General features: G+C 40.9%; 21 protein-coding genes, 1 pseudogene, 1 riboswitch and 1 other annotated feature. Of the genes and pseudogenes, 19 read left to right on the forward strand and 3 right to left on the reverse strand.

What is annotated here, in order from left to right:
- The first annotated feature begins 46 nt into the window (after positions 1-46).
- The gene (locus DWX73_RS09700) at positions 47-925 is read left to right on the forward strand and encodes a LysR family transcriptional regulator (RefSeq protein ID WP_118348595.1); all 879 of its coding nucleotides are present in this window, start codon (positions 47-49) and stop codon (positions 923-925) included.
- 1 nt (position 926) lies between these two features.
- Here DWX73_RS09700 and DWX73_RS09705 read toward each other — a convergent pair whose 3' ends face one another.
- Positions 927-1,811, reverse strand: a complete 885-nt coding sequence (locus DWX73_RS09705; protein ID WP_118348596.1) for a LysR family transcriptional regulator — start codon at positions 1,809-1,811, stop codon at positions 927-929.
- Between the two features lie 151 nt (positions 1,812-1,962).
- On the opposite strand from DWX73_RS09705, the gene DWX73_RS09710 reads away from it, so the two are divergent.
- The 8 genes from DWX73_RS09710 to DWX73_RS09745 all read left to right on the forward strand — a co-directional run bounded on the left by DWX73_RS09710 (position 1,963) and on the right by DWX73_RS09745 (position 10,602).
- Positions 1,963-3,360: an alanine/glycine:cation symporter family protein gene (locus tag DWX73_RS09710; protein ID WP_118348612.1), complete on the forward strand. Its 1,398-nt coding sequence runs from the start codon at positions 1,963-1,965 to the stop codon at positions 3,358-3,360.
- Between the two features lie 74 nt (positions 3,361-3,434).
- Positions 3,435-3,669: a binding site (T-box leader), on the forward strand.
- A gap of 75 nt (positions 3,670-3,744) precedes the next feature.
- Entirely contained in the window at positions 3,745-5,085 is a 1,341-nt protein-coding gene (gene brnQ / locus DWX73_RS09715; protein WP_118348597.1) for a branched-chain amino acid transport system II carrier protein, read from the forward strand.
- A gap of 288 nt (positions 5,086-5,373) precedes the next feature.
- Entirely contained in the window at positions 5,374-6,213 is an 840-nt protein-coding gene (locus tag DWX73_RS09720; protein ID WP_118348598.1) for a PRD domain-containing protein, read from the forward strand.
- An 11-nt stretch (positions 6,214-6,224) separates the two neighbouring features.
- Complete coding sequence (locus DWX73_RS09725) at positions 6,225-7,265, forward strand: hypothetical protein (protein WP_242996817.1); 1,041 nt, start codon at positions 6,225-6,227, stop codon at positions 7,263-7,265.
- A gap of 12 nt (positions 7,266-7,277) precedes the next feature.
- A complete protein-coding gene (locus DWX73_RS09730) occupies positions 7,278-7,766 on the forward strand; it encodes a PTS sugar transporter subunit IIA (RefSeq protein ID WP_118348599.1) in 489 nt (162 codons plus the stop codon).
- 112 nt (positions 7,767-7,878) lie between these two features.
- On the forward strand, positions 7,879-9,321 hold the full coding sequence (gene nagE / locus DWX73_RS09735; RefSeq protein ID WP_118348614.1) for an N-acetylglucosamine-specific PTS transporter subunit IIBC: 1,443 nt from the start codon (positions 7,879-7,881) through the stop codon (positions 9,319-9,321).
- 180 nt (positions 9,322-9,501) lie between these two features.
- Positions 9,502-9,888, forward strand: a complete 387-nt coding sequence (locus tag DWX73_RS09740; RefSeq protein WP_242996819.1) for a LytTR family DNA-binding domain-containing protein — start codon at positions 9,502-9,504, stop codon at positions 9,886-9,888.
- Positions 9,889-9,948: 60 nt separating this feature from the next.
- Positions 9,949-10,602, forward strand: coding sequence for a DUF4318 domain-containing protein (locus DWX73_RS09745; protein WP_118348600.1), 654 nt, complete (start codon positions 9,949-9,951; stop codon positions 10,600-10,602).
- A gap of 107 nt (positions 10,603-10,709) precedes the next feature.
- On the opposite strand, the gene DWX73_RS09750 is transcribed toward DWX73_RS09745, so the two are convergent.
- Positions 10,710-11,615: a LysR family transcriptional regulator gene (locus DWX73_RS09750; RefSeq protein WP_118348601.1), complete on the reverse strand. Its 906-nt coding sequence runs from the start codon at positions 11,613-11,615 to the stop codon at positions 10,710-10,712.
- Positions 11,616-11,786: 171 nt separating this feature from the next.
- Here DWX73_RS09750 and DWX73_RS09755 point away from each other — a divergent pair, with 171 nt between their 5' ends.
- Genes DWX73_RS09755 through atpC form a run of 8 tightly spaced genes read left to right on the forward strand, consistent with a single transcriptional unit; the run spans position 11,787 to position 17,983 of the window.
- On the forward strand, positions 11,787-12,464 hold the full coding sequence (locus tag DWX73_RS09755) for a F0F1 ATP synthase subunit A (RefSeq protein ID WP_442871990.1): 678 nt from the start codon (positions 11,787-11,789) through the stop codon (positions 12,462-12,464).
- 26 nt (positions 12,465-12,490) lie between these two features.
- Positions 12,491-12,715, forward strand: a complete 225-nt coding sequence (gene atpE, locus DWX73_RS09760) for an ATP synthase F0 subunit C (protein ID WP_118348603.1) — start codon at positions 12,491-12,493, stop codon at positions 12,713-12,715.
- 31 nt (positions 12,716-12,746) lie between these two features.
- Complete coding sequence (atpF, locus tag DWX73_RS09765) at positions 12,747-13,250, forward strand: F0F1 ATP synthase subunit B (RefSeq protein WP_118348604.1); 504 nt, start codon at positions 12,747-12,749, stop codon at positions 13,248-13,250.
- Entirely contained in the window at positions 13,231-13,734 is a 504-nt protein-coding gene (atpH, locus tag DWX73_RS09770; RefSeq protein WP_118348605.1) for an ATP synthase F1 subunit delta, read from the forward strand. The genes atpF and atpH overlap by 20 nt, the downstream gene beginning before the upstream one ends.
- Positions 13,735-13,739: 5 nt before the next feature.
- On the forward strand, positions 13,740-15,242 hold the full coding sequence (atpA, locus tag DWX73_RS09775; RefSeq protein WP_118348606.1) for a F0F1 ATP synthase subunit alpha: 1,503 nt from the start codon (positions 13,740-13,742) through the stop codon (positions 15,240-15,242).
- Between the two features lie 4 nt (positions 15,243-15,246).
- A complete protein-coding gene (gene atpG, locus DWX73_RS09780) occupies positions 15,247-16,137 on the forward strand; it encodes an ATP synthase F1 subunit gamma (protein ID WP_118348607.1) in 891 nt (296 codons plus the stop codon).
- A gap of 18 nt (positions 16,138-16,155) precedes the next feature.
- A complete protein-coding gene (gene atpD, locus DWX73_RS09785) occupies positions 16,156-17,556 on the forward strand; it encodes a F0F1 ATP synthase subunit beta (protein ID WP_118348608.1) in 1,401 nt (466 codons plus the stop codon).
- Between the two features lie 19 nt (positions 17,557-17,575).
- Positions 17,576-17,983 carry an ATP synthase F1 subunit epsilon gene (gene atpC / locus DWX73_RS09790; protein WP_118348609.1) on the forward strand — a complete coding sequence of 136 codons (408 nt, stop codon included), beginning with the start codon at positions 17,576-17,578 and terminating at the stop codon, positions 17,981-17,983.
- Positions 17,984-18,066: 83 nt separating this feature from the next.
- Here the strand turns inward: atpC and DWX73_RS09795 are convergent, their stop codons facing one another.
- Positions 18,067-19,005, reverse strand: a complete 939-nt coding sequence (locus tag DWX73_RS09795; protein ID WP_118348610.1) for a cation diffusion facilitator family transporter — start codon at positions 19,003-19,005, stop codon at positions 18,067-18,069.
- 105 nt (positions 19,006-19,110) lie between these two features.
- A riboswitch (NiCo riboswitch) is annotated at positions 19,111-19,212 on the reverse strand.
- A 191-nt stretch (positions 19,213-19,403) separates the two neighbouring features.
- Here DWX73_RS09795 and adhE point away from each other — a divergent pair.
- A pseudogene (gene adhE / locus DWX73_RS15575) lies at positions 19,404-22,015 on the forward strand (bifunctional acetaldehyde-CoA/alcohol dehydrogenase).
- Between the two features lie 50 nt (positions 22,016-22,065).
- Positions 22,066-22,821 carry a phosphotransferase family protein gene (locus DWX73_RS09805; RefSeq protein ID WP_118348611.1) on the forward strand — a complete coding sequence of 252 codons (756 nt, stop codon included), beginning with the start codon at positions 22,066-22,068 and terminating at the stop codon, positions 22,819-22,821.
- Positions 22,822-23,107: the final 286 nt, after the last annotated feature.

Genomic DNA, 23,107 nt, shown 5'->3' on the forward strand with positions numbered 1-23,107 from the left:
CTTATTTGATAATATATATTAAAATATTTAATAAGAGGTGCTTCATATGGAGTTGAGGAATATTAGTACATTTCTGAAGGTGGCAGGAACACAGAATATTTCAAAAGCAGCTGACCAGTTGGGATATTCGCAGTCTGCGGTAACAGTTCAGATCCGGCAGCTTGAAAAAGAGCTGGGAACACAGTTGTTTGAGCGGATCGGAAAAAGAATTACTCTGACAGAACGGGGAGTGGAGTTTACAACCTATGCCAATGAAATTATGAAATTGACGAATCAGGCGCTGACTTTTGCAAATGCAGAGCGTGAAATGGAAGGAACATTGAGGATTGGCGGGGTGGAGTCTGTTAGTACAGCAATTCTTCCAGAGATCATTCACTGCTTTCATAAGCAATATCCGAAAATTAAGTTTGTACTAAAATCAGGGACAACCGAAGAACTGATGGAGATGGCAAGGCAAAATGAAATTGACTTGCTTTATACACTGGATCGAAAAATCTGCAAATCAGAGTGGAAATGCGCGGCAGAAAAAGAAGATAAGATTGTATTTGTGACCTGTTATCGTCAAGAGAAGAATCATCATAGGATGGTGCCGATTGAAGAACTGATCCAAAAGCCATTTATCCTGACAGAAATGGGAGCGGCATATCAGTACGAACTGGAGCGTCTTCTGGCAGGATATGGACTGGAAGTAATTCCAATTCTTGAAACTGGAAATACAGATACCATCATTCAATTATTGAAACAGGGGATGGGATATTCGTTTCTGCCGGAATTTACCGTGAAAGATGCATTGGAGCAAAAAACTTTACAGCAGGTTTACACAAATCTTCCGCAGGTTGTGATGTACAGTCAGCTGTTTTATCATCACAGCAAATGGGTAACGCCTCAGATGCAGAAATTCACGGAGCTTGTTGCGGCCCGTTAAGCTAAAATTCTTTTTCAATACAGTAATTGAGAACCGATTCCATTTGCGGCGAAACCCATTTGTCATAATGGTAGAGGAGCTGTTTCCAGACATCAATTTCAAAATCTTCTACAGGCAGATGAGAAAGACTGCCGGAGGAAACTGCTTTCTCAGTGACATAATCCGGAAGGAAGGAAATGCCGATTCCCTGACTTACAAGGGTACAGATCAATTCGGTACTTCCGATTTCAAGAACCGGATGGACGGCCAGAGAGATCTCTGCGAGGCGTTCCTCCATCATCCGCCGATAACTCGTTCCTTTTTCGGTTAAGATAAATGGCTGTGCAATTAGTTCTTGAATAGAAAGGTTCGATTTGCGGCAGAGAGGATGATTTGCCGCTGCAACAAAGTGGGTTTGGACTTTTTTTTCACGCACAATTACATAGTCTGTATTATAGATGTGATTGTCAAGTGTTAAAACGGCATCTACCTGGTTTTGATTTAGCAGTTGAAAGATTTCTTCTGTCCCGGCGGTTTCAATTTTAAGGGAAATCCCGGGATATTGTTTTCGAAAACCGTCAAAGTTACTTGAGAGGAGAGAAGTACAAAGAGAATCGGCAGTAGCCAGACGGACATAACCGCTGATATTCTTTGGATCTTGAATATTGGACTTTAGGGCCTGGGTTAATTTATTTATTTGATGAGCATAGTTCAGTACTTCACGGCCTTTGGCTGTAAGGACTACGGTATGATTGATTCGGTCAAAAAGGCGAAGGTTCAGCTCTTCTTCCAGTTGACGAATCTGAAAGGAAACGGTTGACTGGGAGAATCCGAGACGTTCTGCTGCTTTTGTAAAACTGCAAAGTTCTGCAACGTGTATAAATGTGATTAAGTTTTTCAATTCCATAAAAAATACCTCACTATCGAAAAAATAGATGCTTATTATTATAACTATCAATTTTACAGATTCTATTTTCTACTATATACTATAAGAACAGGAATGACAATGAATTTTTACAGGGGGATGAATTATGGATTTATTGGAACAGGCAGGTCAGATGATCGTAACACTGATCAGCAAGGCATATCAGTTATTGTGGGGGGATCTGATTACAATCCCGCTTCCGGGAGGAAGTTCGCTTGGACTTTCACTGTTAGTAATGATTTTAATTCCGTCAGGAATCTATTTTACGGTAAAAACAAGATTTCTTCCATTTCGGCTTTTCCCGGAGATGATAAAAGCTGTACTGGAAAAGAAAAATGTACAGCAAAAAGGAGCAATTTCAGGAGTACAAGCGTTGATTGTATCTACGGCAACCCGCGTCGGAATGGGAAATCTCGTTGGAGTTGTTGCTGCAATCTCAGCAGGAGGAGCAGGAGCTGTTTTCTGGATGTGGGTAATTGCACTTCTTGGTTCTTCTACTGCATTTGTAGAAGCGACGCTTGCACAATTGCATAAGGAAAAGGATCCGTTATACGGAGGTTATCGAGGCGGTCCGGCGTATTATATCCACCATCTGTTTGTGAAAGAAGGAAGCAAGAAGAAACGTTCTGTAATTGCGGTACTCTTTGCATTATCCGGTTTGATCTGTTGGTGTGGTATTAGCCAGGTAGTTGGCAATTCTGTTTCTTCCGCATTTGAAAATGCGTTCCACATTCCGCCGCTTTATACGACAATTGCACTTGTTGCTGTGGCAGCAGTCATTGTATTAAGAAAGAATGCAACGGTAAAAGTACTTGATATTGTCGTACCGATTATGGCTGTTTGCTTTTTTGCTATGACGATTTTTATTACAATTAAGAATGCGGCTCTTTTGCCATCTGTATTTAAGCAGATCTTTACAGAAGCATTTGGTATCCGTCAGGTCGCAGCCGGAGGAATCGGAGCTGTTATTATGAATGGAGCGAAAAGAGGACTCTTTTCTAATGAGGCCGGTTCAGGCTCTGCACCTTGTGCAGCGGCAGCAGCGGACATCGATCATCCAGCCAAAGAAGGACTTCTTCAGGCTTTTGGTGTGTTTATCGATACCATTGTAATCTGCAGCTGTACTGCAATGATCATGCTTCTGACACCGGAAAAATTAACAAATGGTCTGGAAGGAATGGATCTTTTGCAGGCTTCGATGCAGTTTCATCTGGGAGAGTTCGGTGTGATTTTTATTGCGGCAATTCTCTGGCTCTTTAGTTTTTCTACATTTATCGGAATTTTATTTTATGCAAGACCGAATGTGGCATACTTATTTGGAGATAATTGGACATCGCAGACACTTTATAAGATTCTTGCCTTAGTTATGCTTTTTGTTGGCGGGATGGCGGCTTATACATTTGTATGGGATCTGGGAGATATTGGCGTTGGGCTTATGACGGTATTTAATATGATCGCTTTGTTCCCGCTTGGTTCCCAGGCAGTCAAAGCGATGAATGATTATGAAAAACAACTTGGCGTAAAAAAATAAAATTGCAGAAAATAGTAAAAAGACTTGTAAATAATTAGAATATAGTCTATAATACAATCAATCAATACAGTATGGAAAATTCGTTTGAACAGGAACAAGTAATCTTTCAGTAGAATCTACAGAGAGGCAGCGGGTGGTGGAAGCTGCTGATGAACCGGAATGATGAAATCATCCTTGAGAAGCAAACTGAACGTAAGTAGGGGAGCCGGAGTAGAGCCACGTTATAGGTGATACGCATTGTCAGATGCGGGAATGAGCCGGAATATTTCCGGGAATTAAGGTGGTACCACGAACAAAATCGTCCTTTTATAAGGGCGATTTTTTTTGTTTCAGCGAGAATGTTTTTTCCAGTAAGGTTATTAATTTTATGAGGAGGACTTAAAAATGAATTTGAAGAAAAAGCAAGTATTACTTGTAAGTTTTATGTTGTTTTCACTGTTTTTTGGAGCAGGAAATCTGATTTTCCCACCATTTCTTGGACAGAATGCCGGAGAAAATACGCCATTGGCGATTGCTACATTTTTAATTACAGCAGTAGCGCTTCCGGTACTTGGGGTTATTGTAGTAGCACGTTTTGACGGATTGGAGAAACTATCGAGAAAGGTAAACCCGGTTTTTGCAATGCTGTTTACCGTACTTATTTATCTCTCCATTGGACCGGGACTTGGAATTCCAAGAGCAGCTTCCCTTCCATTTGAGATGGCAGTAGCGCCATATCTGCCGGAAGATGCAAATCTTACGGTATTTATGCTAGTGTTCTCGCTTGTATTTTTCCTGATTGCAGGATGGCTGGCAATGACACCGAAGAAACTGGTAGAACGCATTGGAAAGTTTTTAACGCCATCTTTACTGTGTTTATTGTTATTTGTATTTGTAAACTTTTTGCTGAGAGGAACGGTAGATGTTGTTCCGGCGCAGGAGAGTTATCAGTCAAATCCACTTGTTAAAGGATTTCTGGAAGGATATTTGACAATGGATACGATTGCGGCTTTGAATTTTGGTCTTGTGATTGCAACAACAATTCAGACACTTGGTATTGAGGAAAAGAAATATGTAATGCGATATACGGTTATGACCGGGATTTTTGCCGGAACAATTTTAGCAGCAGTATATTTGATTCTTGCTTATATGGGAATGGCATCTTCCGGTGTGATTCCGCTCCAAGAGAATGGTGCATGGACATTGCGTGGTATTGTTCATCAGCTTTTTGGAGATATGGGAGCAGTTGTGCTAGCAGCTATTTTTACGCTGGCATGTTTGACAACCTGTGTAGGATTAATTACTTCTATTTCACAGTATTTTTCAACTTTAACAAAGAAAATATCTTATAAACAATGGGTGTATTTGATCTCAGGATTTTCATTTATTGTTTGTAATCAGGGATTGAACGTGATTCTCAGTATTTCAGTACCGGTATTGGATGCCATTTATCCAATTGCGATTATTCTGATCGTACTTGGACTGTGTGATTCTTTCATTAAAGAGATTCCGTATATGTATTCTTGTACAGTTGGAGCGGTTGGTGTTGTCAGTGTGCTATATGCGTTGGGAAATGCAGGAGTAGAGATAAAAGTAATCAGTAATCTGCTCCACAAACTGCCTCTGTATTCACTTGGACTTGGATGGGTTGGTGTAGCGGCAGTCGTAGCGGCAGTGTGTCTGATTGTACATGCTGTTCAAAAGGCAACAGGTCTTTCACAGATTGAAAATACTGCAAATGAATAAGAAATTACGGTAAATCTTAAGAATTTCTAAAATTATGCACAAAAAATATGAAAGATTTTAGGCAAAAATGCGAATTGTTATTCTGAAAGAAATATTATATAGTGTAAATATATTTGAAAATCAGATGAATGAAGCGCATTTAATTTCATAAATGCTGATGGTGTGTTACTGGTGAAGCAGGCATAAACTATCCGATTTTATTCATAAAGTACTTGGATGAAGTCGGGATGTTTATGCCCTTTTTTATTCTTAGCAGTATAAAGATGCTGCAGAAAAGGATGTTTTAACATGTATTGCATTTTAAAAATATTAAATAACAATGCACTGCTGGCAGAGGACAGCGAAACGGCGAGTGAACGAATCTTACTTGGGAAAGGCATCGGTTTTGGAAAGAAAGCAGGAGACTATGTTGACAGTGATGAGAAAGTTCAAGTATATACGCCGGTTGTGCGGCAGGAGCAAAGTTCTGCGATGCATGTAGTAAATACGATCGATCCGGTTTATATCGAAGTGGCAGGAAAGATTATAAGTGAGGCAGAAAAAGTATTTGGCAGTGTCAACCGGGATATTATTTTACCGTTAGCAGATCATATTGCTTTTGCGGCAAAGAGAGAGCAGGAGAATATTTTTCTTCCGAACCCGTTTATTTTAGATATTAAAATATTATTTGGGAAAGAATTTGCGGTTGCGATGGAAAGCCGGAAGATTATTCAGGAAATGACAGGATACCGGATTTCGGATGATGAAGCAGGCTTTATTGCTCTTCATATTCATTCAGGACTTTCAAATGAAGAAGTGTCAGATACGCTTCGGACAACTCAGATTATTGATGAGAGTATGCTCATTATTGAAAAATCTATTGGAAGTAGAATAAAAAAAGAATCACTGGCTTATATTCGTTTGATGAGTCATTTATATTATATGATTGTCCGTATGAAGACAGAAGAAGCTGTGAATCTGGATTTGAATGAATTTGTAAGGCTAAATTATCCAAATGCAGGAAGAATTGCAGAAGTAGTATGCAGGAATATGAGCCGTAAGATGCAAAAAAGTATGTATCCGGAAGAGTTGGGATTTCTTGCAATCCATGTCCAGCGGATGATTGCATCTGCTGAAGAGAAAAAATAGAGGTAAGGAAAATGATGGATTATATTCGCAAACACCAAAAAGCGGCAATCGGAATAGGATTTATTGTTGTCCTGCTTATCATTTTCTTTGGTTGGCAAAGGAAAATGGCAACATCAAAGTCAGTCTATGATGAGTTGGAAGATCTGCCGAGAGGTGCTGAAGCAGTCAGAAGTGACTTTTATGAACAGCAGCTGACGAAGAAAGAAGAAGAAGTATATCAGTTTCTAAAAGAGCATTTGGCGAATATGGAAGGAGGAATCCTGACACTTCCGCAAGCGATTGATGGAAAAGAATATCAAAGGATTGTAACCGCGTTGGAATATGACCGTAATCCATTTTTCTATGGATTTGTTGATATTCCTATGACTGGAGAATATGAATACGTTCTTCAAAAAGAGAAGGATATTCTCAGAGTGACTGAAGAAAAGATTGAAAAAATAGTATTGTTTTTATCATGCGCAAAGGGAATTGAAGTATCCGGACGGTTTGATGAAGAAGGTTATCTTGTGAATGCAGATAAGATTGCAGAAGAGCTTTCGGTAAATGATTCGGAGAAAGAAACAAAAATCTGCCAGACAATGGAAGAGACTGACAAGATTCTGAATGAAATCGTTGCTGGTTTGCCGGAGGGAGCCGGTCAAAAATCAACAGCAGATTATTTCCTGGGGTGGCTGGACGAACACTTGGAATTGGCAGATGACACAGCGTCAGAAGCAAAAGAACTGAAACATATGGGAGAAATGTTAGATCAGATTTATCCTTATAATCATTTGGCAGCGCTGACAAAAGGAAAGGCCAGTATACTTGGATATGCTAAGATTTTATCAGAGCTTTTTGAAAGAGCCGGAATGGAATCGCATGTTGTAATGGGAAGCTGGACAAGTCAGTGGAGCGAAGAAATGTATGTATTGTGTGCTGTTTCCATAGATGGACAGACAATATACATAGATGCCAGCGGAGCAAAGGAAGCATCTCTTGGAGGCAACAGATGGTTGTCGGAAGAAGAAACCTTACACCGCATGAAATTTGCAGATTATTATGAATATGAATAACAGGAGGAAGATATGTTAGGAATTTTTAAAAAGAAAAAAGCAGCCGGATACATGCTTGGAGCACCGGCAAAAGGAAAAGCAGTGAATATTCAGGATGTAAATGATCCGACATTCAGTTCCGGAATGCTTGGACAGGGTGTAGCAGTACTTCCGTCAGAAGGAAAAATTTATGCACCGGCAGATGGAGAAATCGCGATGGTATTTGATACACTGCATGCAATTAGCATGGTTGCTGAAAATGGAGTTGAGATTCTTGTTCATGTAGGTCTTGATACTGTAAATCTAAAAGGACAGGGATTTGAAGCACATGTAAAAGCAGGTGACAGTGTAAAAAAAGGAGATCTGATGCTGACAGTAGACTTGGATTTCTTAAAAGCAGAAGGATATGACATCATTACTCCGGTAGTTGTCTGCAACACAGATGAGTACGCAAAGGTAGAAGGAATCTTCGAAAAAGAAGTTATGCCTGGAGATGATGTAGTAGAAATTACATTAAAATAATAATGGATTTTATTGCCGGAGAAATACCGGTGTAAAATAAATAATGGCGGCAGAAAACTGTTTCCATTGTGAAGCAAAAGGGATTAAGGAAAGAGTAGGAGGAAATGATATTATGATGAGATATCTTCAAAGATTAGGAAAATCTCTCATGCTTCCGGTAGCTTGTCTTCCGGTAGCAGCCATTCTTCAGGGATTAGGTTACTGGCTTGACCCAACAGGATGGGGTGCAAACAGTGCGATCGCAGCATTTTTATTAAAAGGTGGCGGATGTCTGATCGACCAGATGCCGATTCTGTTCGCAATCGGTGTAGCTGTTGGTATGGCAGATGATAATGATGGTACAGCCGGACTTGCCGGACTTGTATCCTGGATCATGACAACAACACTTCTTTCAACAGATGTTGTAGCAATGCTTACAAGTACAGCTGTTGAAAAAGTAGATCCGGCATTTGGTAAAACACAGACACAGTTCATCGGTATTCTTTGTGGTTTAATTGCAGCAGCAGTTTACAACAAATTTAAGAGTACAAAACTTCCGGATGCTTTCTCATTCTTTAGTGGAAAGAGATGTGTAGCAATTGTTACAGCAGGTGCATCTTTAGTATCCAGTTTAGTTTTATTCTTTGTATGGCCAATCGTATACAATGTATTAATTACAGTTGGTGAAACAATTATGAAACTTGGTCCGATCGGAGCAGGTATTTACGGTTTCTTCAACCGTCTGTTAATTCCATTCGGTCTTCACCATGCATTAAACTCTGTATTCTGGTTTGACGTAGCAGGTATTAACGATATCGCTAAGTTCTGGGGCAATGCTGACGGTGGAGTTCTTGGACAGACAGGTATGTACATGGCAGGTTTCTTCCCGGTAATGATGTTTGGTCTTCCGGCAGCAGCTCTTGCAATGTATTTCACAGCAAAAGATACAAAGAAAAAAGTTGCAGCAGGTCTTTTAATGTCAGCAGCAATCGCTTCTTTCTTAAATGGTGTTACAGAGCCTCTGGAATTCTCATTCATGTTCCTTGCTCCGGCACTGTATGTTGTACATGCATTATTAACAGGTATCTCTATGGCAGTTGTTGCAGCGCTTCCGGTGCGGGCAGGATTCAACTTCAGTGCCGGTCTTATTGACTGGACATTGAGCTTCAAAGCGCCGTTTGCTCAGAACCCGTTATTATTAATCCCGATCGGCCTTGCAGTAGGTGTTGTTTACTTCATTATTTTCCGTATTGTTATTGTGAAATTTGATATGAAGACACCGGGTCGTGAAGATGATGATTTAGATGAAACAAAAGTAACTCTTGCAAATGATGATTTTACAGCAATCGCTAAGATCGTTCTGGAAGGTGTAGGCGGAAAAGCTAACGTTACATCTATTGATAACTGTATTACAAGACTTCGTCTGGAAATCAAAGATTATACATTAATCGATGAGAAGAAAATTAAATCTGCTGGTGTGGCAGGTGTAATCAGACCAAGTAAAACTTCTGTTCAGGTTATTGTAGGAACAAAAGTACAGTTTGTAGCTGATGAGTTCAAAAAACTCTGTAAGTAAGAAAAAGTAAAAGAAAATACAATTTTTTAATCCCTTTTTAATAGGAGAAGCTGTCAGTAATGTAAATTGCTGGCAGCTTCTTTGTTAGTGTCCACTTAAGGAGATAAAAATACCAGTTACCGGGATTTGGTAGATTTTATACGAGCTTTTTCTTATAATGTAGGAAAAGGAGGGAGAGCGATGAAAATACTCATTAAACGGATTCCACGAGAGCAGGAAGAGGAGGCAAGACTATTTGTCCATGAAGAAGATGAAGGAATCAAACAATTGGCAGAATATGTTGAAGAAGAGCAATTTCGGAAAGAACAGCTGATCTGTCAAAAAGAAGATACGATTTGCCGTTTGAGCTGCCGGGAGATTTATTATATAGAAACGATGGGGGACGTGCAGGAGGTTCATTCCAAGAGCGGATGCTATATGACGCGGAAACGGCTCTATATATTGGAACGGGAACTGCCGGAATATTTTGTCCGGGTTTCAAAATCAGCGATTATAAATTTACAACTGGTAAAAGAGTATCATCAAACCGGGAGGAATGATGACGGCAGAATTTTCAACGGGCGATGAAGTATACATTTCCAGGAAATATTTAAGAGAGATTCGCGAAAGAATCTGGGAGGAGCGCTTATGAAAAACAGAATTAAAGAAGAAAAAAGAGAGATATTGTCCTATGGAACCGGAATTGGCGGGGCAATGTTTGTCAGCAATGTAATTTATCTTGGACGACAGAGTAATGTGAAGTTTGTGGAAGAAGTTATGCCATGGTTTGGACTAATGTTTCTTACCTATGTCGGAGTCGGGATTTTATTTTTCTATCTTTATACACGGACACCAAAGAAGGACAGTTTTTGGAAATATTGTATGAAAGGTGCGTCAGGGATTTACATGATTGGTAATATCATGCCGCTCATATTTTTGCTTGGAGCAGTTCTGTCAAAAACAACTCCGCTTAGAATTATTTGCATATTAGATGCAGTGATTCTGCTTGGTTTCTATATTCTTGATTATCATTCTGTTTGGAAATTATCAAATGTTTTGAATGGGCGTCAGGGGCGAACAAAGACATTATTGGTTGATCTGGAGGAAAAACCGGAAAGTGTGGAAGAATTCTGTAATCAGATCCGATCCTACTGTGAAAAGAATCATCAGACAGTAGAATTTCTGACGAAGGGAAGAACATGTGAGATATTGCTGGATGGAAAACCATGTACAGTGGAATTGGATTCATATTATTCACAGTTTGGACCAATGTACAGTATGAAATTTATCTGGAAACGTTAAAAGGCAGGCGGATGATATACCGAAGCTGGCAGCCGGAGAGGGCTGCCGACTTCGGGGAGAAGGTTCTTAATCAGAAAAGGAAACGACGGAAGGAAGCGAGGAACGCATTAAGAATAGATTTCTTTGGAGGAAGAAAGTAATTTTACAAATTTCTGACCGGTAACAGAGAGAGGATGCTGTTCGTTGCGGACGAGACAGATATTGCGGGGAGGAATGTATTCCTGCATATTTAGGAAGTACAGATTTCCTTCTGTAAGAGCTGCAGATGCAAAACGGGATGGAATAATTCCGATTCCAAGATTCCGGATGACCATAGGGACGATCAGCTCTGTAGTGGTCACTTCGATTTCCGGTTTCAGAATCAGATCGTGTTCTAAGAAAATCTGCTCCAGATATTTTCTGGTGGAAGTTCCCTGTGTGACCGTGATGATCGGATAATTCATCAAATCAGAAAGATGAAGTTCGCGGTTAGCAAGAAAAGAAAACTTGGAGCCGGCAACGACTACATCCTGAAAGGTTGTCAGTTCAGTGACTTCAAGTTCTGGATAAGTTTCATAAGGAGAAGCTACGATTACAGCAAAGTCGATTAATCCGGCATTCAATGCAGTGATAGCATCTGGAGCGGAAAGTGTATTGATTGTAAGTTTGATATCTGGGTAAACATGGCGGAAGCGTTCCAGATAAGGAAGCAGATAGCGGTGAAGCGCGAGTTCACTTGCGCCAATCTGGAGTGTCCCGGAAGTCAGATTTAAAATTGCGTGGAGTTCTTCTTCGGCTTTAAAAATATGAGCGCATGCTTTGGCTACATGTTTGTAAAGAAGTTTTGCTTCGGGGGTGAGTGTCACCCCCTTTTTTGATCGAATAAAGAGCGGACAATTCAGTTCTTTTTCCAGACTCTGGATAGCATAACTGACAGTCGGCTGAGAAAGATAGAGTACTTTCGCGGCGGCAGTAATATTTTTATATTTGGCAACATAGTAGAAAATTTTATAATGTTCAAAGCTTGCAGACATAGTAAAACACCTCTATCAATAGAAAAATTCAATGGTTAAATGTAAAATATTTAATTATCTTTATGGAAATAATTGTAGTATAATACAATCCGGACCAAAAAACAAGCGAATTTCCTGTTGGCGGTCCAGTAATGCGGTAAATGCAGAAAGGAAGGGAAGCATACGGAAGTCATTTCAGAAAAATTAATTGAGGAGTTGAATTGTGAAACCGTATTTACGATTCCAATATTTGGCGGTATTCCGATAATGGAATCAGTGGTCGTCACATGGATTATCATGGCAGCGCTTGTGCTGTTGTCGATCATTTTCGTCAGAAATCTGAAGATAGAAAATGTAAGCAGAACGCAGCTTGCACTGGAAACAGCCATCGGTGGGATTCATGATTTTTTTGAAGACATCATGGGAAAAGAAGGAATTCGATATATTCCTTATTTGATCACCGTTGCATTGTATATCGGGGTTGCGAACCTGATCGGGTTGTTTGGATTCAAGGCGCCTACAAAGGATCTGAATGTCACACTTGCCCTGTCGCTGATGAGCATTATTCTGATCGAATATGCGGGAATACACAAAAAAGGAGTAAAAGGATGGCTGAAAAGTTTTGCAGAGCCGATTCCGATTATTCTTCCGATCAACGTACTGGAGATATTTATCAAACCACTTTCGCTGTGTATGCGTTTGTTTGGAAATGTGCTTGGTTCGTTTGTCGTTATGGAACTGATTAAGATTGTCGTTCCGGTAATCGTTCCGGTTCCATTTAGTTTTTATTTTGACATTTTTGATGGTCTGATCCAGACCTATGTGTTTGTTTTTTTAACATCACTATTTATTAAAGAAGCAGTAGAATAAGTTGAAAAAGAAAAGGAGAAATTATTATGACATCAATTATCGCAATCGGAGCAGCAGTAGCAGTTCTTACAGGAATCGGAGCAGGACTTGGAATTAGTATCGCAACAGGAAAGGCAGTAGACGCAATTGCAAGACAGCCGGAAGCAGAGAGTAAGATCAGTAAATCATTCCTGCTTGGATGCGCTCTTGCAGAAGCAACAGCGATTTATGGATTTATTATTGGACTTGTGATCATTCTGTTTTTAGGTTAAGAAAGAGAGTAGAGAAAGGCAGGTGAATAAGGTGCTGAAATTAGATGTTTGGAACCTTATCTTTACCGTTGTCAACCTAATCGTTCTCTATTTACTCTTGAGAAAATTTTTGATCGGGCCGGTTACTAAGATTATGGACCAGAGAAAAGCAATCATTGAGGAAGGGCTTGCTTCAGCCCGCACTGCACAGTTGGAAGCAGATAAATTAAAACGTCAATATGAGCTGCAGATTGGAACTGCACAGGCAGAATCAGATAAGATTATTAACCGGGCAAAGGAAGATGCCCGGGCAGCTTATGATAAAGTTGTGACTGAAGCAGATGAGCAGGCAGGAAAAGTGCTTGCGGATGCTCGGAAAAATATTGAGATCGAGCGGGCGAAGGCAATCCGTGAAATGGAATCAGAGATCGCGGAACTTGCCCTTGACGCGGCAGTAAAAATTGCAGGAAAAGGCACAAAAGATGCTGATAACCTGGCGTTGTATGATGAATTTTTAGTAAAAGCAGGTGAAGCGGATGACACAGACGGTAATTAATTACGCAAAAGTTTTGTATGAGCTTCAAATTCCTGATGAAATTGTCATGGAGGCAGAAACGTATTTTCAGAATGTACCGGAGCTAGGGGATGCACTAGCTAATCCGGTAATTCCGTTGAACGAAAAATACGCAGTAATAGAAGATCTGTTTACAGATCAGATGAAAAATTTTCTTAAGACGGTCTGTAAAAATGGAAGAATGAGACAGATCAGAGAGATTTTTGATGTATACCAGACCTATTCAAAAAGCCAGAGAAATATATTGCAGGCAACGCTGGTTTATGTAACAGAGCCGACAGAGGAACAAAAAGAAAAATTCAAAGTATTTTTGAAAGAGAGATATGGATGTCGGGGTGTGGAATTAAAGCTTCTGGAAGACCGGGAGCTGATCGGCGGATTTGTGCTTCGCGCAGGCGAAAGAGAATTTGACTGGAGCATACGGGGAAGAATAAAACAGTTAGAGCAAAAATTAATCCGGAGGTGAGCCAGATGAGCTCAATCAGTTCAGAAGCGATTATTTCAATCCTGAAAAGTGAGATCAAAGATTATGAATTATATACAAGGGACCAGGAAGTCGGCACGGTAATCTGGGTTGGAGACGGAATAACAACTGTCTACGGTCTGGATCATGCGATGTATGGAGAGATTGTTATTTTTGAAAATGGTGTCAAGGGAATGGTCCAGGATATCCGGCAGAATGAAATCGGCTGCATTGTATTTGGCAGAGATGTCGGAATTAAAGAAGGAACAAAAGTAACGCGTACCGGCAAAAAAGCCGGTATTCCTGTCGGAGAACAATTTGTCGGCAGAATTGTCAATGCCCTCGGAGAACCGATTGACGGTCAGGGAGAAATTGAGGCAGACGAATATCGTCCGATTGAACAGGAAGCACCGGGGATCGTAGACAGGAAATCAGTCAGTGTACCGATGGAAACGGGAATTCTTGCCATTGATTCCATGTTTCCGATTGGCAGAGGACAGCGCGAACTAATCATTGGAGATCGTCAGACGGGTAAAACGGCGATTGCCATTGATACAATATTGAATCAAAAAGGAAAAGATGTGATCTGTATCTATGTAGCCATTGGACAGAAAGCATCGACCGTAGCAAAGATTGTATCGACGTTAAAGAAGTATGATGCGATGGAATATTCCATTGTATTGTCAGCAACTGCCAGTGATCCGGCTTCTTTACAGTATATTGCACCATATGCAGGAACAGCATTAGCGGAATACTTTATGTACCAGGGAAAAGATGTGCTGATCGTATATGATGATCTGTCAAAGCATGCGGTTGCATACCGGGCTTTGTCGCTGTTATTAGAGCGGTCTCCTGGACGGGAAGCATATCCGGGGGATGTATTCTATCTGCATTCCAGACTGCTTGAGCGCTCCAGTCGGCTAAGCGATGCGCTTGGAGGTGGCTCGATCACGGCCCTTCCGATTATAGAGACACAGGCAGGGGATGTATCTGCATATATTCCGACCAATGTGATCTCTATTACAGATGGACAGATCTTTTTGGAAAGCAGTCTTTTCTTTGCTGGAATGCGTCCGGCAGTCAATGTAGGGCTTTCGGTGTCCCGAGTTGGTGGTGCAGCACAGACAAAAGCAATGAAAAAAGCAGCCGGAAGTATTCGTATTGACCTGGCACAGTTCCGCGAAATGGAAGTGTTTACCCAGTTTAGTTCCGATCTTGATCCGGCTACGAAAGAATTACTTGAGTATGGAAATGGTTTGATGGAGCTGTTGAAACAGCCGCTTTATCGCCCATTGACAATGGCAGAACAGGTAATTACACTCTGCGCAGCAACGAATAAAGTAATGCTCGGGATAGAACCATCGAAAATTAAAGCATTTCAAATGGATCTGTTAGATTATGTGAAGAGAAATGCTCCTGAAATTGTACAAGAATTGGAAGAAACGAAAGTTCTGACAAACGAGCTGGCAGAAAAAATCGTGGCAGAAGCGAAAGCGTTTAAGAGCAGGTGATATTATGGCAAGTATGAGAGAAATACAGAGCAGGATGCACAGCATTGAAGATACGCTGAAAATTACAAATGCGATGTATATGATTTCTTCTTCAAAAGTAAAAAAGGCAAAGAAGATGTTAAGCGAGACTGAGCCATTTTTCTATAATCTGCAAACAGCGCTTGGACGACTGCTTAGACATGTCCCGGATATGGAGCATATCTATTTTGATCAGGGGCGGGAGAAAAAGCCGGAAGAGCGTAAGAAAGGCTATATTGTCATTACGGCGGATAAGGGAATGGCAGGAGCATATAATCATAATGTAATCAAACTTGCAGAAAAGCAGCTTGAGAAAAAGGAACCGCATAAATTATTTATTGTAGGGCAGATCGGACATCATTATTTCGAAAAGAAAGGTGTAGAGATTGCCACACATTTTCACTATACAGCACAAAATCCAACGATGCATCGGGCAAGGGTGATTATGGAAACCGTTCTTGATCTGTATCAGAAGCAGGAATTGGATGAAATTTATGTAATCTATACACAGATGGAAAGCGCTGTGAAAGAAGAAGCGGAAATGCTGAAGATTCTTCCGCTTGAGAAGGCAGATTTTGGCAGCACAAAAATTCCGCAGGGAATTTTGATGGAGGAAATTAACTTTTCCCCATCTCCGGAAGTTGTGCTTGATTATATTGTTCCGAATTATCTGACCGGATTTATTTACGGAGCATTGGTAGAATCCTTTGCCAGTGAGCAGAATGCCCGAATGATGGCAATGGAAGCAGCTACAAAAAGTGCGAAAGAAATGCTTCGGGAACTATCTATTATTTATAACCGTGCAAGGCAGGCAGCGATTACACAGGAAATCACAGAGGTAATCGGAGGCGCCCGCGCACAGAAGTCAAAACACTGACAGACAGGAGGAAAGATTGTGAACGTAGGTAAAATTGTACAGGTTATGGGACCTGTCGTTGACGTAGAATTTGCCACAGGCAGCCTCCCGGATATTAAAGATGCCCTGGAGGTAGAAAATGACGGAAAACGATGCATTATGGAAGTTGCACAGCATATTGGAAACCGGATCGTGCGCTGTATTATGCTGCAGGCAAGTGAAGGGCTTTGCCGCGGAATGGATGTAAAAGCAACCGGCAGCGGAATTCAGGTTCCGGTAGGAAAAGCGACACTCGGCCGTCTGTTTAATGTCCTCGGAGATTGTATTGACGGCGGCACATCTCTTGAAGATGAGGAACATTGGTGTATCCACCGGGAGCCGCCTACTTTTGAAGAACAAAGTCCGGTCGTTGAGATTCTGGAAACCGGAATCAAAGTAATTGATCTTCTTGCGCCGTATGCAAAAGGTGGTAAGATCGGATTGTTCGGTGGAGCAGGTGTCGGGAAAACTGTGTTGATTCAGGAATTAATCCGAAATATTGCTACAGAACATGGCGGATATTCGATTTTTACCGGAGTTGGAGAGCGTTCCAGAGAAGGAAATGATCTCTGGTCTGAGATGAAAGAATCAGGTGTATTGGAGAAGACTGCTTTAGTTTTCGGACAGATGAATGAGCCGCCGGGAGCCCGTATGAGAGTGGCAGAAACCGGTCTTACAATGGCGGAATATTTTCGTGATCAGGAGCATCAGAACGTACTTCTTTTTATTGATAATATTTTCCGGTATGTGCAGGCGGGTTCGGAAGTATCCGCACTGCTTGGCCGTATGCCTTCCGCAGTAGGGTATCAGCCGACACTGGCAACGGAAGTCGGTGAACTTCAGGAACGTATCGCCTCCACAAAAAATGGTTCTGTTACATCCGTTCAGGCAGTCTATGTGCCGGCAGATGACTTGACAGACCCGGCGCCGGCAACAACGTTTGCTCATCTGGATGCGACAACCGTATTGTCGAGAAAGATTGTGGAGCAGGGAATCTATCCGGCTGTAGATCCGTTGGAATCCAATTCCCGTATTCTTGAGGCGGAAATTGTGGGAGAAGAGCATTATGAAACAGCGAGAAGAGTTCAGGAGATTCTTCAGAAATATAAAGAACTTCAGGACATCATTGCAATTCTCGGTATGGAAGAGCTGTCTGAAGAAGATAAACTTCTCGTATATCGTGCAAGAAAAGTTCAGAAATTCCTTTCCCAGCCATTCCATGTAGCAGAGAATTTCACAGGCATCCCGGGGAAATATGTATCTGTAAAAGATACGATCCGCGGTTTCAAAGCGATTCTTGATGGCGAGATGGACGAATATCCGGAATGGGCATTTTTCAATGTGGGAACGCTGGAAGATGTAATCGAGAAGGCAAAGAATACTTCTGAGCCGATGTCATAATTCGGTGGGAGGAATAAATATGCAGTTATTTTCTGTAAAAGTGGTTGCAAGTAATCGTATCTTTTATGAAGGCAAATGCCGTTCTCTTGTGCTTCCGGAGTTGGATGGTGAGAAAGGGATTCTTGCACACCATGAAAATATGATTATTGCTATTGAAAACGGTGTTATGAAAATCCAACAAGAAGACGGAGAGTGGATCGAAGCAGCGGTCAGCTCAGGATTTGCACAGATCATTAACAATCGTGTTCTTGTACTTGTACTGTCGGCAGAAAAACCGGAAGAAATTGATATTCGTCGTGCGCAGGAAGCAAAAGAGCGGGCAGAAGAACAGTTAAGACAGAAACAGAGCCTACAGGAATATCATATTTCACAGGCGTCGTTGTCCCGTGCAATGACAAGAATTAAAGAAGCAAGTAAATATCGATAGAAGCTATGTAAAAAGTGGCATGAAAAAATACTTCAGTTGATAACGTAATATCTCCTGAAGTATTTTTGTTTTTTCGTGAGAAGTTATGTTTCTTTTTGATAAGGATTAACATGTACCATGACATGTTTCAAATCAGGAAAATGTTCTTCCAGACCATCGTGAACATGTTCTGCCACATCATGGACTTCATTCAGTGTACGGTTTCCATCTGCAGCAATTTCCACATCGGCATAGACTTTTGTGCCGAACATGCGGGTGCGCAGAAGATCAATGCCAAGTACACCGTCTTGGGCGAGAATGAAACGACGCATTTGTTCTTCGAACTGATCATCGCAGGAACTGTCAGTCATTTTGCGAATCGCATCCCGGAAAATGTCAATGGCTACTTTCAGAATAAAAATGCAGATAATGACACTGGCGATTGGATCCAGAATGGGGAATCCGAGTCTGGCGCCGACGATACCAATCAGAGAACCGATGGATGAAAATGCATCTGACCGGTGATGCCATGCATCTGCCATAAAGGCAGAAGAATTAATTTTCAAGGCATACCAGCGTGTATACCAGAACATAGCCTCTTTTACTACGATAGAAACAATGGCAGCAGCCAGAGCGATTGCTCCCGGAACTTCCAGACCGGAGATGTTTCCGGAGAAGATTTTCTCCATGCCGGAGATACCGATTCCGGCTCCGGTAATGAGAAGGATACCTCCGAGGATCAGGGAAGCGACACATTCAAGCCGTTCATGACCATAAGGATGTTCTTTATCAGCGCCGTGTTGGGACAGGCGAACGCCAATCAGAGCAATAAAGGTAGCAAATACATCTGAAAGGGAATGGACCGCATCGGAAACCATAGCGCCGGAATGACCGATGATTCCGGCAAACAGTTTAAACGCGGAGAGAATAATATTGCCCGCAATCCCCACAAAGGAGACACGGTTTACGATTGCTTTTGTTTCTTCTGAACTTAATTTGCTGCCAGAAGTATTCGGGTTTTGTGCAGTTGTCTGTGGTGTCATAAGAAACCTCCTAAAATATGAAGTGTGTTTTTTATTATGCAGGATCCCGAAGGAATCTCCTATATAATAAAAAAAACATCCGCGGTCGGGTAGTTGTCATGTAACTACTGTCCCGCAGATGCTATGCTGTCTGCTGTCACGAAAATACGAAATGTAAGTGACCCGGCACATAATCAATCTGATTACTGCCTGTTCAGTTTGTACTGTAGATAAAATGCAGTGCAAATTTTTTTATTCAATATATTATATTCTATAGCTTTGAGTTTGTCAATAAAATTAACTTGATATAAAATTAACATTTACGTTAAAAAAATATCAATATAGTATTGACAAAAAAATAACAAAGCAATATAATGGCAACTGTAAGGAAGAAACAATCAATTACGGAGGATGTTAAGATGGCTAAGAAAGCAGAAATCGTACCAGAAATTATTGATAATGTTGAAAGTCTTGTAGCAAAAATGAATGCCATGAGAGAGGCACAGAAAGTATTTGCTGGCTATACACAGGAACAGGTAGATAAAATCTTTTTTGAGGCTGCTATGGCAGCAAATAAAATGAGAATCCCGTTGGCGAAAATGGCGGTAGAAGAAACGGGAATGGGAATTGTAGAAGATAAGGTAATCAAAAACCATTACGCTTCCGAATACATTTACCACGCATACCGGGATACAAAAACATGCGGCGTGATTGAAGAAGATAGAGTATATGGAATTAAAAAAATTGCAGAGCCGATCGGTCTTGTTGCGGCGGTAATCCCGACAACAAACCCAACATCAACAGCAATTTTCAAAACATTGCTTTCATTAAAAACAAGAAATGCGATTATTATCAGCCCGCATCCGCGTGCAAAAGCATCTACAATTGCAGCTGCAAAAGTTGTACTGGATGCAGCAGTAAAAGCAGGAGCGCCGGAGGGAATCATCGGTTGGATCGATGTGCCGTCACTGGAATTAACAAATGAAGTTATGAAGAGTGCGGATATTATTCTTGCTACAGGTGGTCCGGGAATGGTAAAAGCAGCATATTCTTCAGGAAAACCGGCTCTTGGTGTTGGTGCAGGAAATACACCGGTTATCATTGATGATACTGCGGATGTAAAATTGGCAGTGAACTCGATTATCCACTCAAAGACATTTGATAATGGTATGATCTGCGCTTCTGAGCAGTCTGTAACTGTTCTCGAAAATGTATATAAAGAAGTAAAAGAGGAATTTGCTCTGAGAGGATGTTATTTCCTCAAAAAAGATGAAATTGAAAAAGTAAGAAAAACAATTATCATCAATGGTGCATTAAATGCAAAGATTGTTGGACAGACTGCCCATACAATTGCAGCGCTTGCAGGGGTTAACGTTCCGGAAGATACAAAAATTCTGATTGGTGAAGTAGAATCTGTCGACATTTCAGAAGAATTTGCTCATGAAAAATTATCCCCGGTACTTGCCATGTATAAAGCAAAAACATTTGACGAAGCACTTGCAAAAGCAGAGCAGTTAGTTGCTGACGGAGGATATGGTCATACATCTTCTATCTATATTAATCCGGCTGAAACAGAAAAGCTTGCAAAACATGCAGCAGCAATGAAAACATGTCGTATTTTAGTAAATACACCATCTTCTCAGGGTGGTATCGGTGATCTTTACAACTTTAAACTGGCTCCGTCACTGACACTTGGATGCGGTTCCTGGGGCGGTAACTCTGTATCAGAAAATGTAGGAGTAAAACACTTGATCAATATAAAACAGTTGCTGAGAGGAGAGAAAATATGCTTTGGTTCAGAGTTCCTGAGAAAGTATACTTTAAAAAAGGATGTATGCCGGTTGCATTAGATGAATTGGGAAATGTAATGGGTAAGAAGAAAGCATTTATCGTTACAGACAGCTTCTTATATCATAATGGCTATGTGAAAGGAATCGAAGAGAAACTGGATGAGATGGGAATCCAGCATACATGCTTCTATGATGTAGCACCGGATCCGACACTTGCATGTGCCAAAGCCGGAGCAGAGGCAATGAGATCTTTTGAGCCGGATGTGATTATCGCACTTGGCGGTGGTTCTGCTATGGACGCAGGTAAGATTATGTGGGTAATGTATGAGCATCCGGAAGCAGATTTCCTTGATATGGCAATGCGTTTCATGGATATCCGAAAGAGGATTTACACATTCCCGAAAATGGGCGAAAAAGCTTATTTCGTAGCAATTCCGACATCATCAGGAACTGGTTCTGAGGTAACGCCATTCGCGGTTATTACAGATGAGAAAACAGGAGTAAAATATCCGCTGGCAGATTATGAACTGCTTCCGAAGATGGCGATTATTGATGCGGATAATATGATGAGCCAGCCAAAGGGACTGACAAGTGCATCCGGTATTGACGCACTGACACATGCATTAGAAGCATACGCATCTATTATGGCAACAGATTATACAGATGGTCTTGCATTAAAAGCAATGAAAAATATTTTCAAATACCTTCCGTCAGCATATGAAAATGGTGCGAACGATCCAATCGCAAGGGAAAAGATGGCAGACGCATCTTGTATGGCAGGTATGGCATTTGCAAATGCATTCCTCGGCGTATGTCATTCTATGGCACACAAATTAGGTGCATTCCATCATCTGCCGCACGGTGTGGCTAACGCACTTTTAATCACAGAAGTGATGAAATTTAATGCAACAGATGTGCCAACTAAGATGGGAACATTTTCACAGTATCAGTATCCGCATGCATTGGAACGCTATGCAGAATGTGCAAGATTCTGTGGAGTTGTTGGAAAAGACGATAAAGAAACTTTTGAGAAATTCCTTGTAAAGATTGAGGAATTGAAAGAGGCTGTTGGTATCAAGAAGACAATTAAAGAATATGGTGTTGACGAGAAATATTTCCTTGATACATTAGATGAAATGGTAGAACAGGCATTTGACGATCAGTGTACCGGAGCAAATCCAAGATATCCACTGATGAAAGAAATCAAAGAAATGTATCTGAAAGTTTACTACGGAAACTAAAGGAACTATAATAGAATCATTCAGAAACGTATACGCCAGGAGGTATTACTATGAATTTAGAAACTTGTACTTTAATTGTGGAACGTCCTTACAAGAAAGTTTATCGCTGTGATGATAAAATCGTAAAATTATTTGAGGCAACACATCCAAAGTCAGATATTTTTAATGAGGCTCTTGAGACAGCAAGAGTAGAAGAGGCAGAAATTCCGGTGGCAAAACTCTGTGAAGTAACGCAGGTTGATGGCAAATGGGCGCTTGTGTTTGAATATAAAGAAGGAAAGACAATGGAAGAGCTCATGCAGGAACATCCGGAGAAATTAGAAGAATACATGAAGCAGTTTGTAGCGCTTCAGACAGAAGTGCATAAGAAATCTGCCCCACTTCTGACGAATATGAAAATGAAGCTGACAAGACAGATCAACGGATTGAAAGAATTGGATGCGACAGCCCGTTATGAGCTTTTGACAAGACTGGAAGCGATGCCAAAGCATACAAAGCTTTGCCACGGAGACTTTAATCCAAGTAATGTGATTGTAGCAGAAGACGGAACTATGACAATTGTGGACTGGGCCCATGCAACAAGAGGAAATGCAAGTGCCGATGCAGCAATGACGTATCTCCTCTTTGCACTGAACGATGAAAAGAAAGCAGAACTGTATCTGAAAGAATTCTGTAAACAGACAGATACTGCGAGACAGTATGTGCAGCACTGGCTTCCGATCGTTGCAGCAGCGCAGCTTTCAAAAAATAATGAATTAGAGAAAGAATTTCTAATGAAATGGATTGATGTCATGGACTATCAATAAACAGGCAGAGTAGATTTTTTGTGAAAATCCTTTCAAAATAAATGTGTGAGCAAAAGAGGGCCGTAGGGCAATGTCATTAAGTTAATTTAAAAAATTAAAAAAAAGCAGAATGCAAGTAGGTAAAATCTCACTTGTATTTTGCTTTTTTCATTTTGTTATCTGTTTTTTTGCACGGCAAAACAGACAGATGGATTGTACATCTGTCTATAATCCTATATAATGATGAATGGTTATGCTACCCTGTATAGAAAACTTACTGACGCCTGAGGTTTGACTTTCCGAGGGT

The organism is Coprococcus sp. AF21-14LB (genome assembly GCF_003458885.1).
Taxonomy (GTDB): Bacteria; Bacillota; Clostridia; order Lachnospirales; family Lachnospiraceae; genus UBA9414.

Excerpts from the sequence above, each read along its gene's own strand:
- DWX73_RS09700 (WP_118348595.1), top strand. The coding sequence starts at position 47 with ATGGAGTTGAGGAATATTAGTACATTTCTGAAGGTGGCAGGAACACAG.
- DWX73_RS09705 (WP_118348596.1), bottom strand. The coding sequence starts at position 1,811 with ATGGAATTGAAAAACTTAATCACATTTATACACGTTGCAGAACTTTGC.
- DWX73_RS09710 (WP_118348612.1), top strand. The coding sequence starts at position 1,963 with ATGATCGTAACACTGATCAGCAAGGCATATCAGTTATTGTGGGGGGAT.
- brnQ (WP_118348597.1), top strand. The coding sequence starts at position 3,745 with ATGAATTTGAAGAAAAAGCAAGTATTACTTGTAAGTTTTATGTTGTTT.
- DWX73_RS09720 (WP_118348598.1), top strand. The coding sequence starts at position 5,374 with ATGTATTGCATTTTAAAAATATTAAATAACAATGCACTGCTGGCAGAG.
- DWX73_RS09725 (WP_242996817.1), top strand. The coding sequence starts at position 6,225 with ATGATGGATTATATTCGCAAACACCAAAAAGCGGCAATCGGAATAGGA.
- DWX73_RS09730 (WP_118348599.1), top strand. The coding sequence starts at position 7,278 with ATGTTAGGAATTTTTAAAAAGAAAAAAGCAGCCGGATACATGCTTGGA.
- nagE (WP_118348614.1), top strand. The coding sequence starts at position 7,879 with ATGATGAGATATCTTCAAAGATTAGGAAAATCTCTCATGCTTCCGGTA.
- DWX73_RS09740 (WP_242996819.1), top strand. The coding sequence starts at position 9,502 with ATGAAAATACTCATTAAACGGATTCCACGAGAGCAGGAAGAGGAGGCA.
- DWX73_RS09745 (WP_118348600.1), top strand. The coding sequence starts at position 9,949 with ATGAAAAACAGAATTAAAGAAGAAAAAAGAGAGATATTGTCCTATGGA.
- DWX73_RS09750 (WP_118348601.1), bottom strand. The coding sequence starts at position 11,615 with ATGTCTGCAAGCTTTGAACATTATAAAATTTTCTACTATGTTGCCAAA.
- atpE (WP_118348603.1), top strand. The coding sequence starts at position 12,491 with ATGACATCAATTATCGCAATCGGAGCAGCAGTAGCAGTTCTTACAGGA.
- atpH (WP_118348605.1), top strand. The coding sequence starts at position 13,231 with ATGACACAGACGGTAATTAATTACGCAAAAGTTTTGTATGAGCTTCAA.
- atpA (WP_118348606.1), top strand. The coding sequence starts at position 13,740 with ATGAGCTCAATCAGTTCAGAAGCGATTATTTCAATCCTGAAAAGTGAG.
- atpG (WP_118348607.1), top strand. The coding sequence starts at position 15,247 with ATGGCAAGTATGAGAGAAATACAGAGCAGGATGCACAGCATTGAAGAT.
- atpC (WP_118348609.1), top strand. The coding sequence starts at position 17,576 with ATGCAGTTATTTTCTGTAAAAGTGGTTGCAAGTAATCGTATCTTTTAT.
- DWX73_RS09795 (WP_118348610.1), bottom strand. The coding sequence starts at position 19,005 with ATGACACCACAGACAACTGCACAAAACCCGAATACTTCTGGCAGCAAA.
- DWX73_RS09805 (WP_118348611.1), top strand. The coding sequence starts at position 22,066 with ATGAATTTAGAAACTTGTACTTTAATTGTGGAACGTCCTTACAAGAAA.